This window comes from Methylomonas methanica (genome assembly GCF_001644035.1).
GTDB classification, from domain to species: Bacteria; Pseudomonadota; Gammaproteobacteria; order Methylococcales; family Methylomonadaceae; genus Methylomonas; species Methylomonas methanica_A.
In genome coordinates this window covers 1-14,244 of sequence record NZ_LUUG01000045.1, presented here as the reverse complement: position 1 = coordinate 14,244, position 14,244 = coordinate 1, and the positions used below count along the sequence as shown (strand labels likewise).

11 protein-coding genes, 5 pseudogenes and 1 riboswitch are annotated in these 14,244 nt (G+C 39.2%); of the genes and pseudogenes, 14 read left to right on the top strand and 2 right to left on the bottom strand.

What is annotated here, in order from left to right; translation table 11 throughout:
• Positions 1-277: 277 nt before the first annotated feature.
• A riboswitch (molybdenum cofactor riboswitch) is annotated at positions 278-407 on the top strand.
• The 6 genes and pseudogenes from moaA to A1332_RS26470 form a co-directional block, all read left to right on the top strand.
• Entirely contained in the window at positions 396-1,436 is a 1,041-nt protein-coding gene (gene moaA, locus A1332_RS02995) for a GTP 3',8-cyclase MoaA (RefSeq protein WP_082879512.1), read from the top strand. It overlaps the preceding riboswitch by 12 nt.
• 222 nt (positions 1,437-1,658) lie before the next feature.
• A complete protein-coding gene (locus A1332_RS02990) occupies positions 1,659-1,892 on the top strand; it encodes a MoaD/ThiS family protein (RefSeq protein ID WP_064007088.1) in 234 nt (77 codons plus the stop codon).
• Between the two features lie 16 nt (positions 1,893-1,908).
• Complete coding sequence (gene moeB / locus A1332_RS02985; protein WP_064007087.1) at positions 1,909-3,045, top strand: molybdopterin-synthase adenylyltransferase MoeB; 1,137 nt, start codon at positions 1,909-1,911, stop codon at positions 3,043-3,045.
• A gap of 5 nt (positions 3,046-3,050) precedes the next feature.
• Complete coding sequence (locus tag A1332_RS02980) at positions 3,051-3,482, top strand: molybdenum cofactor biosynthesis protein MoaE (RefSeq protein WP_231886509.1); 432 nt, start codon at positions 3,051-3,053, stop codon at positions 3,480-3,482.
• A 64-nt stretch (positions 3,483-3,546) separates the two neighbouring features.
• Positions 3,547-4,530, top strand: a complete 984-nt coding sequence (gene moaCB / locus A1332_RS02975) for a bifunctional molybdenum cofactor biosynthesis protein MoaC/MoaB (protein WP_082879501.1) — start codon at positions 3,547-3,549, stop codon at positions 4,528-4,530.
• Positions 4,531-5,876: 1,346 nt separating this feature from the next.
• A pseudogene (locus A1332_RS26470) lies at positions 5,877-5,966 on the top strand (IS6 family transposase); the annotation flags it as partial.
• A gap of 266 nt (positions 5,967-6,232) precedes the next feature.
• On the opposite strand, the gene glp reads toward A1332_RS26470, so the two are convergent.
• Both glp and A1332_RS24590 read right to left on the bottom strand, forming a co-directional pair.
• Positions 6,233-7,525: a gephyrin-like molybdotransferase Glp gene (gene glp / locus A1332_RS02970; protein WP_064007085.1), complete on the bottom strand. Its 1,293-nt coding sequence runs from the start codon at positions 7,523-7,525 to the stop codon at positions 6,233-6,235.
• 937 nt (positions 7,526-8,462) lie between these two features.
• Positions 8,463-8,615: pseudogene (locus tag A1332_RS24590) on the bottom strand (ethyl tert-butyl ether degradation protein EthD); the annotation flags it as partial.
• A gap of 237 nt (positions 8,616-8,852) precedes the next feature.
• Between A1332_RS24590 and A1332_RS26465 the strand changes: the two are divergent.
• From A1332_RS26465 to amoC, 8 genes and pseudogenes are all read left to right on the top strand, one after another.
• Positions 8,853-9,250: pseudogene (locus A1332_RS26465) on the top strand (methane monooxygenase/ammonia monooxygenase subunit C).
• An 88-nt stretch (positions 9,251-9,338) separates the two neighbouring features.
• Positions 9,339-9,492, top strand: a pseudogene (locus A1332_RS26460) (transposase); the annotation flags it as partial.
• A 54-nt stretch (positions 9,493-9,546) separates the two neighbouring features.
• Positions 9,547-9,710, top strand: a pseudogene (locus tag A1332_RS25190) (IS630 family transposase); the annotation flags it as partial.
• Positions 9,711-9,831: 121 nt separating this feature from the next.
• The gene (locus tag A1332_RS02960; protein ID WP_064007083.1) at positions 9,832-10,410 is read left to right on the top strand and encodes a TetR/AcrR family transcriptional regulator; all 579 of its coding nucleotides are present in this window, start codon (positions 9,832-9,834) and stop codon (positions 10,408-10,410) included.
• A 199-nt stretch (positions 10,411-10,609) separates the two neighbouring features.
• Positions 10,610-10,939 (top strand): hypothetical protein, encoded by a 330-nt coding sequence (locus A1332_RS02955; RefSeq protein WP_064007082.1) that lies wholly within the window; start codon positions 10,610-10,612, stop codon positions 10,937-10,939.
• 89 nt (positions 10,940-11,028) lie between these two features.
• Positions 11,029-11,772 carry a bacterial ammonia monooxygenase, subunit AmoA gene (gene amoA, locus A1332_RS02950; RefSeq protein ID WP_020481746.1) on the top strand — a complete coding sequence of 248 codons (744 nt, stop codon included), beginning with the start codon at positions 11,029-11,031 and terminating at the stop codon, positions 11,770-11,772.
• A 10-nt stretch (positions 11,773-11,782) separates the two neighbouring features.
• On the top strand, positions 11,783-13,006 hold the full coding sequence (gene amoB, locus A1332_RS02945) for a bacterial ammonia monooxygenase, subunit AmoB (protein ID WP_064007081.1): 1,224 nt from the start codon (positions 11,783-11,785) through the stop codon (positions 13,004-13,006).
• Between the two features lie 41 nt (positions 13,007-13,047).
• Positions 13,048-13,836, top strand: a complete 789-nt coding sequence (gene amoC, locus A1332_RS02940) for a bacterial ammonia monooxygenase, subunit AmoC (protein WP_033193892.1) — start codon at positions 13,048-13,050, stop codon at positions 13,834-13,836.
• Positions 13,837-14,244: the final 408 nt, after the last annotated feature.

The following is a 14,244-nucleotide window of genomic DNA, read 5'->3' as shown; positions in this document are numbered from 1 at the left end:
CGACTATTCTAAATCGTTTTTTCCTATCTTGAAGAGCGTCGAGCCGATAAGTTGTAAGATCATAAATTTACCAACAATAATTGCTTGTCATTAATCGTAAACATTAGCATGAGCTCGATAATTTATCCTTGTTGGCAGCTTATGAAATTCGGACATAAAAAAGTATGTAAAGCCCAAAAAGCCTGACTCTAAATAAAAACAAACAGCATATGACATTGATTTTCTATATTTTTAAGATAGACGATCAGTGAAAATATTTTTGTATAGTTTTACGCACTATTTAAATTAACTTCGAGCCTACCTAAGTATGACTATTAAGTATGACTATATAGGGTTCATGGCTGATAAGGTTTTGCCGGAAATAGCAAAGCCTCCTGTACTAGGAAAGGAGTAACATGAGTGTGACTTACTTACATACAACAAATCCAGAAAATTCAACAGGTTCCCAATTGATTGATCCCCAGGGGCGCCATTTAAATTATTTGCGGCTTGCCGTTACCGACCGTTGCAATTTTCGTTGTACTTATTGTATGCCAGAGGAGGGTATTGATCTTAAAGCGCGTGATGATATTTTGTGCTTTCAGGAAATGGAACATCTTCTTGGACTCTTTCTGGATTTAGGTGTAACCAAGGTGCGTATTACCGGTGGCGAGCCTTTTGTTCGTAAAGGTCTGCCTGATTTTTTAACCAGAATAAACCAATATGAAAAACTGGAAACAATCAATTTAACAACGAATGCCTATTTTTTAGAAGATACCATCCCATTGTTTCAAAAAATAAAATCAGGCAGTATTAACATCAGTCTTGATTCATTGAAGCGAGACGTTTTTTATAAAATTACCCGACGTGATGATTTTGAACGGGTGTGGAATAACATTGATAAAATTCTGCTAACAGATCTGAACGTAAAATTGAACATGGTGGTTCTCAAAGGCGTCAATGACAATGAAATTGTTGATTTTGCGATGTTAGCCAAAAGCAATAAAGTCGAAGTCCGTTTTATTGAACAAATGTCATTTAATGGGGGGTGTTTTTCAAACGAAATATATTCTGCAGAAGAAATTATCAGCACGTTGCAGAATTTTTTCCCAGAAATGATCGAACATCTTAAAATGAGTTCAACTGCCCGAATTTTTGGAATCCCCAGATTTAGAGGAAAAGTCGGCATCATCGCCGGCCATTCCAGAACATTCTGTTCAACATGCAGTCGTTTAAGGCTCACTCCCGACGGTACATTCAAAACCTGTCTCTATGATCATGGCGCCATAAATTTAAAAGACATGCTACGTTCAGGGAAAAGTGATCAGGAAATAAAAACGGCAATTGGAGAGGCCGTGGCCAAAAGGGCAAAAGACGGATTTGAATCGGAACAGCGAACACAGCAAATAGTTCATTTTTCAAAAAAACATCTTTCAATGGCACAGATAGGTGGATGATGAAAAAACTTAAAAACAGATTTTGACTTTTGGAATAGTCTGGCTCTATTGATAACTTGAGAACACTATTACTGTTGGCAGTTGCGATTGCTGTTGGTTTCATTTCTTTTACCACACGAAATCTGACGATCGCGTTGATAGCCGGATTGATATTAGAGTATAGCTATAATTTTTTTAAACAGACAAACAAAAATAGTTTCCATTAAAACGTAAGGAAAAACTATGCAAATTAATGTAATTTTTTTTGGTGTTCTGAGTGATGTGGTGGGGAAGAACATGCTGACGATTCAAGATACGGATAATATGACTGATTTAAAGAGAAAATTAATCACAAATTATCCAGACTTAATAGACTATACCTATAGAATGGCTGTAAATCAGCAAATGGTTGAAGACAATCACCGTCTTTTTGATAACGATATAGTTGCAATTATGCCACCCTTTGCTGGGGGCTGATTTTTTAAAGGCAGCCATGAACCTAAATAAAGAGGAAATTCAGTATTATCATCGCCATTTGATTTTACCCAAAATTGGCAAAACAGGACAACAGGCTTTAAAAAAAGCAAACGTGCTGGTCATCGGTGCAGGCGGATTGGGCTGCCCTATTTTAATGTATCTGTCCGGAGCTGGTATCGGCAGGATTGGTATTGTGGACCCCGATAAAGTTGCGGTTTCTAATTTGCATCGCCAGGTATTGTATGGCTTTTCACAAGTTGGAGAATTCAAAGCTGAAGCTGCGGTAAATCGTTTAAAAGATCTCAATCCTAATATTGTTTTAAAGGCATATGCTCAAAGATTGTCTTCGAAAAATGCCGTCGATTTGGTTTCCCAATATGATGTCGTTATTGATGCGACAGACAACTTTCCAACCCGTTATTTAATTAATGATATTTGTGTTTATCTGGACAAACCTTTTGTTTCAGGATCAGTAGACCGCTTTCAGGGACAAGTGAGTGTATTAAATTTTACAGATGGTCAAGGCAATAAATGGCCAACTTATCGCTGCCTGTTCCCCAAGCCGCCGGCACCCGAAAAAGCACCGGATTGTTCGCAAAATGGCGTGCTTGGAGTTCTGCCGGGAATTATCGGTAACTTACAAGCAAACGAAGTTATAAAAATGATCTGCGGAGTAGGCGAAATTTTATCTGGAAAAATTTTAATATTTGATGCATTGAATAATCAAACGATGCAGTTTTCCATTCAACGAAACGAACAGGCTGTACAGCTAGCTTTGCAAAATGCCTCGGATTTCGGATCATTTGATTATGAATACTTTTGCAGTTCAAATCAGCAAAAAATAAATGAAATCAGCGCTGTTGATTTGTACAAAAAGTTACAAAAAAAAGAAAAAATACAATTGGTTGATACTCGTTCGGCACGTGAATTTCAAATGGAATTGCCGAATTCTGTTCACATTTCACTAAATGATTTGCAGGCTAACATTGATAAAATATCGAGAAACGGCAACAAGGTTGTTTTTTATTGTGATCATGGAATCAGCAGCGCCAAGGCGGTTAGAATGCTGCAGAATCATCATAACCTTAAAAATGTATTTAATCTTAAAGGCGGTTTGGCAGCCTGGCTGAAAAAAGAAAAAATAGAACAATGAGAACAATGAAAGATAAAAATTATTTTGTCCAGGGTGCGATTGATCCGGTTTTTATCGGTGAGCAAATAGCAACACATAACTCTAATCATGGCATAGGTGCCCATTCTATTTTTCTCGGTCAAGTACGTGCGGATGAAAAAGTAGGCAAACATGTAGCTGGAATTGAATACTCAGCTTATAGGGATATGGCCAACAAAGTTTTTGCAAAAATTCGTGAAGAAGCCTTTGAAAAATGGCCATTAAATTGCGTGCACATATTTCATAGTACTGGACTGGTAAAAACTGGAGAGTTATCACTTTTTGTTTTTTGCTCATCTGGGCATCGTAAAGAAAGTATTAAAGCGATGGAACAGATTGTTGAAGATATTAAACACAAAGTTCCCATCTGGAAAAAAGAAATTATGGAAGATGAATCTGTGCGCTGGGTTCAGGATTAGCTTTTTAGAACATTTTTTCAGAAATTGTAAGGTCAGTTGAAAATATAATTTTCTGATCGTTTGTATGTTCAACAAAATGCAAAAAATAAATAATTTAAGAGTCAAGGGTTACAAAATGATTGATGTTAGTCCAAAATTTAATACATTAAGATATGCAAAAGCCGAAGGAATTTTGACAGCTAATTTGGAAACAATAAAACGGGTGGCTGAAAAAACTGTCCCTAAAGGAGATGTTTTACAGGTTGCACGGGCAGCAGGTATAACCGCTGCAAAAAATGCTGCATCCTGGATCATCTTTTGTCATACCCTACCTTTAGATTGGGTTGATATAAATTTTGATATCGAAAAAGACACAATAAAAATTTCAGCGGAAGTAAAAGCAATCTGGAAAACCGGTGTTGAAATGGAAGCTATGGCTGCAGTTACAGGCGCGCTATTAAATGTCTATGATATGCTTAAACCTTTAGATGACAATATCTCTTTTTCTTGTATAAGGCTGGTTAAGAAAAAGGGCGGGAAAAGCAGTTTTAAAGAATATTTTGCTGAACCATTAAAATCGGCTGTTCTTGTTATTTCTGATTCAACATATGCTGGAAATCGCGAAGATACATCTGGAAAAATCATCAAATTATTTTTGGAAGATAAAGAGCTCTCGGTTCCGGTCTATGAAATTATACCTGATGATTCAGACCAAATATCAAATCGCTTGCGGCAACTGGCAGATGAAAATATTGATCTGATTATAACAACCGGTGGAACGGGTTTTGGTCCTAAAGATATAACTCCGGAAGCAACGGCTAACGTCATCGAAAAAGAGGCGCCCGGTTTAGTTGAGACTATACGCCGCTATGGTAAAGAACGCACACCTTATGCAATGTTATCACGCGAACTAGCCGGTATCCGCGGCAAAACAGTAATTATTAATTTACCCGGAAGTTCCAAAGGCGCGCAAGAAAGTATGGAAGCGCTTTTCCCTGGTCTCTTACATGCTTTCCCCATGTTGTGGGGTGGCGGACATGATGAAGAAAAACGCTGGGTAAAAAAGTGATATCCATAAACCAAACTCTGATAAGCAGTCTACTCAGAGTATAAGCCTGCCCTGCAAACGTCGATCACGTGCCTGCCGTTATTTTAGCAATTCTGAAATTAACCGCCAGATATATGCGATTTATTATCTGCAGAATCAGAAAAACACTGAAATTAAGAACTTACTTGCAGTTTTAATCCATAAATAAACCCTATTTTTTCATGGGAAATTAGTCTTTTACAAACACGTCTGATTTAATTTAAAATGAATTTAGGCGCATCAATAAAAGGGTTGCGATTATTAGTTTATCTTCCTAAAGCAAAATAAATATGTGTCACTCTAATAGCTATATGATAAACCTATGGTAAGCAGTATAAATAATCTTATTGAATGAATAGGCTTGTGCTCTAATTAAAGTAATTTACAGTGAAACAGGATGTCTGCATCTGAGGTGGTACATAATGAATGATATAAAAAAACTCTTGTTAGAGATTGGACTGCTTTTTTATTGGGTCAATTCATAACGTTTATACTAGTTGGAGCCAAAGGTATTTGGTCTGAATTTTGATTTTTAATCAAGTAAACCAAGCATAAACCGAATAGGTAAAATATGTCATGAATTTTAACCGTATTAAGTGACCTAAAAAGCTTGTAAATAATGGTAGCTAACGGTCATAATTCGATATAGTTTTATAAAAAGAGGGGCAGAAATTGGAAAATATCATTAAAAAACAGTATAGTCACTTAACAGAAGCAATTCGTCCAATATTATTATTCGTGTATAAATACAGATATATATTCGCAGTAATTTTGGGGTTTATAATTGCCTTTTTTCCTTCGTTAATGTTTTTTTTCTACAGCGTTTTCGGTTTAAAGGAATAGCTTCCCATTGTTAATTTAGATTTTCGGTGTGTCAACTCGTTAAATGTTATCAGACCAATTTATTGATTTGTTTAACATTTAACGAGAGATAGACATCTTAAAAAAAAGTGTCCTCGAAAAGCATAAGTTCGAAAATATTGATATAATTGGCGATACCTATATAGACACACTAAAATAAACCATAAGACTTGAAAACATCTGCATTTTCAGTTTGGTTTATTTATGAGTATCTGACCGCTTCAACCCGCAAAGTATTTGCGCTCCAATATTTGCTTTTTTGCTTCATGAAAGAAGTCACATCACCAAGGCGATCGACTCCCGGACAATAAGGCGACTTATGATACCGTGTTCAGCGAGCAAAACAGGCCTCTCTTTAGCAATTGCAATAAGCATCTGGGTAGCACATTTGCGCGGACTTTTGTGGCTTGAGCCGATTCAGAATCCCGCGAGTATATTAAGGTGAAAGCGAATGAAAATATCTCCATCGGGCATTCGACAAAGAAGGCTACATCATAGATTTTTTGTTGAACGCTCGTCAAGACAGGAAAGCGGCACTTCATTTTTTTATGAGGTGATAGTTTTCACGGTCGGAATGAAAAGATAGCACTGCAAAACTCAGGCCTGTTCGCACATTGGCATATTACCTTCGCCGGAATGACTGAACGATAAGAGCGGTATGAATCGAGATATTCACGTACCGTTGCGTGATATGTGATAGCCTGAAGGTGCGATTCCTTTGGGCTACTCGACCAACTAAATATGACGGTTTATGCCCAAATCAGGGGGGCGCCTCTATATTGAATTAATCGGTTCGTACTAGCTCAGTCATTCCATTCAAACTTTATAGCCAACTAGCAAAAGGTTGCACGATTACCGTTGAACCAGCTTCCACTCGGGTTTGATCGGCGGTCAAGACTATGAAACAGTTGGCTTGCGACATAGAACGTAAAATTCCGGAGCCTTGCTCACCTGTCTTGCATACTGTCAACTCGCCATCAGACGCCTGACTCAAAATGCCACGCTGGTACTCTGTTCTCCCCGCTCGCTTCCTTAAAAGTGAACTGGTCACCGCTCGTAAAATTAAAGGCGGACGCGCGATTTCGCCACCAAAACGCTGCAGGGCCGGCTGCACAAACTGGCTAAAACTTACCATTACCGCTACAGGGTTGCCTGGCAAACCAAAAAACAATGCTTGTTGCAGGCGGCCAAAGGTTAATGGTCGTCCTGGCTTCATCGCCACCTTCCAAAAGATAATGTCGCCTAATTCGTTCAACACTTGATATATATAATCGGCTTCGCCGACTGACACTCCGCCGCTGCTGATAATGACATCATGACTCTTCGCAGCTAATTGCAATGTATTGCGTACTTGCATGGGATCGTCGCCAACCACGCCCAGATCAGTTATATCGCAATGCTGGCGGCTCAACATTCCAAACAGCGTATATCGATTGCTATCATAAATCTGTCCTGGCTGTAAGGCTTCCCCAACTGTCTGCAATTCATCACCGGTGGAGAAAAAGGCTACCCGCAAGCGCCGCATTACTGCAACATTATTGATGCCTAAGGAAGATAACAGCCCTAAATCTGCCGCCGTTAATCGTCGACCACAAGTCAACACAGTTTGCCCTAAACGAATATCCTCGCCAACGAATCGGACATTTTCTCCTAGTCTCGCACGACCATCGATTCTAATGCTTTCTGCGCCGAGCAGTTCGACATGCTCCTGCGGGATTACAGTGTTGCAACCCGCCGGAATCATTGCACCCGTCATTATGCGAACACACTCGCCGCTTGTACAACCCTCAAAAAATGGATGACCGGCAAAACTATTTCCAACTACCTTTAATGTGACCGTCCCGTTCTGCGGTATACCATCGGCATGCAAGGCAAACCCATCCATCGCCGAATTGTCATAAGGGGGGACATTCATTTCAGCAATAATATCTTCAGCCAAGACGCGATCAATGGATTGTCGCAACGGTAATCGTTCTTGCTCCGTACTAGCTAATGGTTTGACACAATCTATAATGGACTGCTGTGCAACATCCACAGTTATTGCTGTCGGATCATGCTCGTCACTGCAACCTGGTCTGCTTAGATGAAGAATGTCGTTATCTATCATGTTACGCATAACGCTCTGAAACTATTATGATCATCCACTGCTGCAGATACTGTCCGACTTGTTCCATATTACTGGTATGATTCCTCATATTACCTCTTACTACTTAGCTCCAAAAGCATAACTAAAATTAACTCGATAACGTTGATAAAGCCGACGTTCATTCAAGATATAAACATCCTGCTAACGCCAAATAAAATAAATATTCTGTCTTGTTTTCAAATTTGCAATTTAAATATATCGTTATGCAATTTATTGATTTTAATAATATTATGTTTTATAGATATATTAATGATCAACATGTATTGTCTATTGAGAAGTAAATAGCCAAATGCATTTGTAAAAAAAACCCTCATCACCTATTCGCCACATGGCGAAAGAGTTAGTTCTAGCATTCTTCTCTTGGAGGTAAGAAAATGCTTGGGAGAAACGCCCCCAAACCCAGTACACGCGCATCAAATGTACTGATATTTTGATGATGAAGATCTGTAAATTGTTTCCAATCTTGACTTTATTGACCAATATATTATCTTTATTTAGTTTACGTAAATAGACAAGATGCATAAATCACTCTCACTCTGTTGATATCTGTGCTCCCAATCGAATGAAATACATTTCAAGAAGCGGGATGGGCGGTTGGCTCCACCAGACCAACCAGTAGCAATTACCTTCATCCATCAACCCTTGGGGGAGTTTATATGGCTGGTAGATATTGCTGGTCATATAGTTACTGATGGAGCTAACCGTCCACCCTGTTTACAGAATATAAAATGGTAGCATCTCACCGGATACAAACAAAAGAATGTAATACCCGGCGAAATACTGACTTTTATTTTAAATAATTATTTCTTTTCAATGCGCGCACTTAATTTATCAATTCCATCAATGTGCTCTGAAGTTACAAAAAACTAAATCATTTGGGTATCCCGCAGAGGCCACTGCGAATGTGGTTGACCTTGGAGTGGAAAAAGGAAGCCACGAAAGAGGTTTTACCTGCCAGTTTTTCGACAGCCATTGGGATATACTCATCTGCGTAGCGACGTTCAAAAGTTTTCATATCGGTCGGCACAGGGTAAATTACAATTAATTTTGCTGAACTCATAAGTTTATTGTATGGCTATCTAAATGGTAGCGCATATAAAACACCAATTTTTATGACTAGTAAAATACCTATTTTCTATGATTGAATAGGATTATCCTATTCAACAAAATTAGTGTAATTTTAAAATGCAATAAATTCGCTATTTCTGGCAGTCTGCGATAAGAACTCATTCAACCAGCCAGTTTTGGCGTATCTTGTTTTGACCATGTGGATTAGCATATATACATTTGCTGTTTATTGGGCAGGAAGCTTTTTGCTGAACAAGATAATGCATGGCATCAGGCGGCAATTTGGGACAGTATTTTTACTGCTAATCATGTAGTTGAATTTTATTTATGTTTTCTGTTCTACATTATCATGGGTTCTGCATCGTGGTTTTATGCGCGAACTTGATTATCATTATTTGCAAAAGGAATTTCTCTGCCTTTAACACTTGCCGTTCTCGGGTCATTTATCATTTTTGTTGCCGTTGGCTTCAATGAGTGGGGCATACATTTTGGTTTCGCGAGGAGTTGTTCGGTGCCTATATGCACTACGCTTTCGTCATTGGAGTTCGGTTCGCGCTTGCGGTGGGAGGAATTCTTCCCCAATGCGTTATTCGTATGAGCACATTGATGGAATTGATAAATCAATAACCCGCTTTGGAAAATACATAACTTTTCCTGATTACCCACGACCCTCAGCAACTTTTGATCATTCGGTTAGTCGAACTGAAGCCTTGATCTGCCTGGAGATCCGTGCCATGAAAAAAAACCGATCCAATTTCAAAAGGCTTCAGCTTGATGGATTTCATGAAGCAGTACGGCACTGAAAGCCAGTGCGCCGAAGCGTTACTTCAGGCCCGATGGCCTCATCCGGTTTTCAATGCCCAGGCTGCAATCCGCCAAGAAATGTCAATAGGCTTTGGTAATGTAAATGCCCTAAACACTAGGGTTTCACGCCGTAAAAGCCGATCAAGAAAGCCTACGAACAACGTCCGGAAGCCGTCAAAGCTTGGCTGAAGAACACTATCCTGTGATTGCCGCCCAAGCTAAGGCTGAAGGCGGCGAAATCCAATGGTGCAATGAAACGGCGCTGACCAACAAAGACGTTCGCAGCTGCCTGCCGTCGACTTCAATTGACTTATGAACGCCGATAAAAAATGCTCAGATTGATTGACATGGCTGATAATATAGTGTAGATTCTGTACCAAATGGTATATTAAAATTTAAGTTTTATGGCAAGATATCAAGAATTCGATACTCAAGAAGCTCTTACTAGAGCGATGTATGTTTTTTGGGATAAAGGGTATAAAGGAGCTTCTCTGAGTGACCTTTTGAACAACATGGGCATAGGAAAAGGAAGTTTTTATGCAACCTTTGGTAGCAAACATGAGCTATTTTTAGATGCGCTGAAACTTTATAGAAGTAAGCGAGCTATGGTGCGCGAAATAGCCGATATCACGGCAAGTTTACCTGCCAAAAACGCGATTGAGCGGATTTTGGTTAGAGTTATGGATAGGGCCATTGAAGACAAGCGTTGTTGCATGTTTGGAAAAACTGCGTTGGAGTTTTGGCAAACTGACGCAAAAATATCTGAAGAAGTTGAAGGCGGTATCAAACAAGTCGAAGATGCTTTCCGTCAGGTCATCATTCGAGGTCAAAAAGATATGGAAATTGCTGCTGATAAAGATTCCGACTCGCTCGCATATTTTTTTACTGGTATTTTTTATGGTTTGCAAGTTATGGGTAGCGCCAACCCTGATCGTAAAACTTTAGAAAAGGTTATTTCAAATGCACTTATCCTGCTGGATTGATTTTTAATAAACTAAAAAATAGATGTTTTTGTAACAATACTGTACTAGTCGATATAAATAAGCGACAAGGAGATAATCAATATGTGAGTCTTAATGAAGTAATACCTTAAAAACGGCATTTATTAACTGAATATTTATATATTTATGCGCACCAAAAAAACCAAACGGTACAGAATGGCGCAATGCGTGAGGACTTTTCGTGACACAGATTTTTTTAGCTAAAGACGCAGTAACTCAAGCTACGATGACGTCCAATCTCTATAACTGTTTTGTTCATTTTTTTTTCTGGCAGAAAGATCCAAAAATTGCTAAGTACTTTGAGCAGGGTCTTGGAGGAATTAAAAAAGGTTTTAAGTCGGCGATTATCAAGGGGCAAAATTCAGGGGAAATTTCAACCGATAAAGATCCTGAATCACTCGCTGATTTTCTAACTGGTCTATTTTACGGTTTACTGGCGACGGGAAGCGAAACTCTTCCCATGAATTCGGTTAGTCATATTATATCTAATGCATTGAGTGATTTGGATTAGTAAGTGCTTGTTATATTTAGGCGTTTCTTTTGCGCCAAAATGTACCGAACGGTACAAATAATGTTGCAAATTGCGACGAGGAGTGAATTATGTCAACAATTAGCGTATCCACCGGTTTTGATAAAGAAACCGCCACGGTCTCCAGGATTTATGATTATCTAATCTTGGTGTTAGCCGGATTTTTATATATTGGCTCTTATCATCTGCATTTCATGCTAACGGTGGGCGACTGGGATTTTTGGCTCGATTGGAAAGACCGGCAATATTGGCCGCTTGTGACGCCCGTTCTGATGATTGCCTGGCCCGCAGCAGTGCAATCGGTATTATGGACCCATTTTCGTTTGCCTATGGGTGCAACTTTATCAGTAGTGGGTTTAATGCTGGGCATGTGGATCACTCGCGTGACCGCCTATCAAATTTGGACCAATTACCCACTAAATTTTGTGCTACCAGCCACCATGATTCCTAGCGCCTTAGTTTTGGATGCTATTTTGATGTTGTCACCTAGTTTTCTAGTGACTGCGATTGCAGGGGGCGCTTCTTTTGCGCTTTTATTCTATCCAACTAACTGGCCTATTTTTGCTATGTTCCATGTTCCAATTGAATGGCAAGGTGGATTGCAAACCATCGCCGATCAATTTGGTTTTGAATACTTACGGGCGGGTATGCCGGAATATCTACGCATCATAGAACGAGGCACATTACGAACATATGGCCAGATGGCCGCTCCTTTATCCGCCTTTTTTGCAGCGCTACTCTGCATCCTGGTTTATGCCGCAGGTTGGTATATCGGTAAAGCCTTTGCCACTGTCCGTTACCTGAAACGTGTATAGGAGAAAAAACATGAAACTATTGAAGTTATTTGTTTTTTCATCCATCTGTCTTAGTGGGCTTTTTCTTTCAACGTCAACTGCTTGGGCTCACGGTGAACGTTCTTTAGAGCCTTTTGTCCGCATGCGAACGGTTCAATGGTATGACGTTAACTGGTCAGCTAGTACGGTTGCTGTTAATGATGAACTCACCATAACCGGTAAAGTTCATGTTGCAGAAGATTGGCCTAATAGTCTTCCAAAGCCAGAAGCCGCTTATTTGGGTGTCATCGCTCCTGGTCCAGTATTTCTCCGTAAAGAACGGTGGATCAACGGCGAAGCCCATTTGAACTCATTACCCCTAAAAGTTGGTCGTGATTATGAGTTCAAAATGAAGCTTAAGGCCAGAATTCCTGGGCGTTATCACATTCATCCTTCGTTTAATATCATAGATACAGGTAATGTTGCGGGACCTGGGCAATGGGTTGAGATTACCGGTAATGCCAATGCGTTCACAAACAATGTCGAAACTGTCAAGGGAGAAATGATCAATTTAGAAACCTACGGCACTGCCAACGGTGTTCGTTGGCATATGCTGTGGATGATTCTGGGAATAGCCTGGTTGGTTTGGTGGGTTCGACGTCCGTTGTTTATTCCACGCTATGCCATGGTGAATAAGGGCGAAGAAGATAAATTGGTAACTCCTAAAGATAAAAATCTGGCTAAGGCGATACTTGTCGCGGTTCCTGTCATTGTCTTGAGCGGTTATTTTGTGACAAACAGTCAGTATCCGGAAACCATACCGTTACAAGCTTCATTGGATCTTATCCCCCCGTTACCTGAACAAGCCGATCTGGTTAACGCAAAAATTAAACGCGCTACTTACAATATTCCCCAGAGATCAATGATGATGATGGTGGAAATCAAAAACGATAGTCAAAAAACTTTGCAGATTGGTGAGTTTACCACTGGATCTGTGCGTTTTATTAATTCAAATATGAACATTGATGCCAGTCATACGCCGCCAGAATATTTGGCGACAAACGGTATGCAAATTGAACCAAACGATTTGATTCACCCCGGTGAAGCCAAAGTTGTAAAAATCATGGCATCTGATGCTGTCTGGGAAATCGAACATCTCTCCAGTGTTATTGGTGATGCCGATAGTCGCTTTGGAGGGTTGTTGTTTTTATTCGATGATCAGGGAAATCGCTATCTATCAAGTATTTCGGCGTCTTTGATACCTGAATACAAATAAAACAACATTTATTTATATCTACATATAAACAGGAAATTATTATGGTTACTGCACCTGATAAAATTATTTCATCATCCAGCACTGAAACCTATGATAGACAGTGGTATCTGAAGGATTTTAAACGATACGCTGTGTCTTTCTTGGCAATTTTGCTTATGTACGTATCGATCACGGCTTATCAATATACTTTTGGTGCTGCTACGGGTTTAGATTCAACCGATCCTCTTTTTGAGGAATACTGGATGAATTTGTTTTATATAGAAGTCATTTTTCAACTCAGTTTGATCGGTGCACTTGGCTATTATTTTTGGAAAAACCGTGATCTACATCTTGATCAACTATCTCCACGCGAGGAATTACGACGTTATTTGAATCTGACGATGTGGATCAGCATTTATACCTTTTCAGTTTATTGGGCAGGTAGTTATTTTGCCGAACAAGATAATGCCTGGCATCAAGCTGCTATTCGCGACAACATTTTTACCGCCAATCATGTCGTTGAATTTTATCTGTGCTTTCCGTTTTATACCATCATGGGAGTTTCATCATGGCTATATGCGCGTACCCAATTACCATTATTTGCCAAAAACGTTTCGCTACCGTTGACTTTGGCTGTTGCGGGCCCCTTTATGATTTTTGTTGCTGTTGGCTTTAACGAATGGGGGCATACATTTTGGTTTAGAGAAGAACTGTTTGGTGCTTATATGCATTATGCTTTCGTTATCGGTGTGTGGTTTGCACTTGCTGTTGGAGGTATTTTGTTGCAACAAGTAACTCGCATGTCCGAACTAACCGAACTAATCAATCAAGACAATTCCAAAAAACGTTAATTAATTACAAAAAATCACATATAAAACGTCCAGCCAACAATAACAATCTATTGTTGGCTGGGTATATGATCTTAACGAATTTATTTTTATAAAATAAATCGTTATGCTATTTAATGACTATATTGTTTATGTATTAACTTTAATGGCTTCATAATAAACTAATGATGGCTGCTGATATCTGTGGTTTCTGATTTAAATAAATAGTAGCTATAGTGCATTCTCAGTGTTTTATAAAATAAAATTAACGAGTTATTAATCATGTTGGCAATTGGAGCAATATTTATTGCAGTCTGGTTTTTTAAATCTGCAAAGCAAACAAAAAAGAATCGGTATTTGTGGATGGCAATCGGTGTTATTAGTTATTATATTTTTAGTATTTTTTGTCTATATCCTGAATCCGTGACTTAA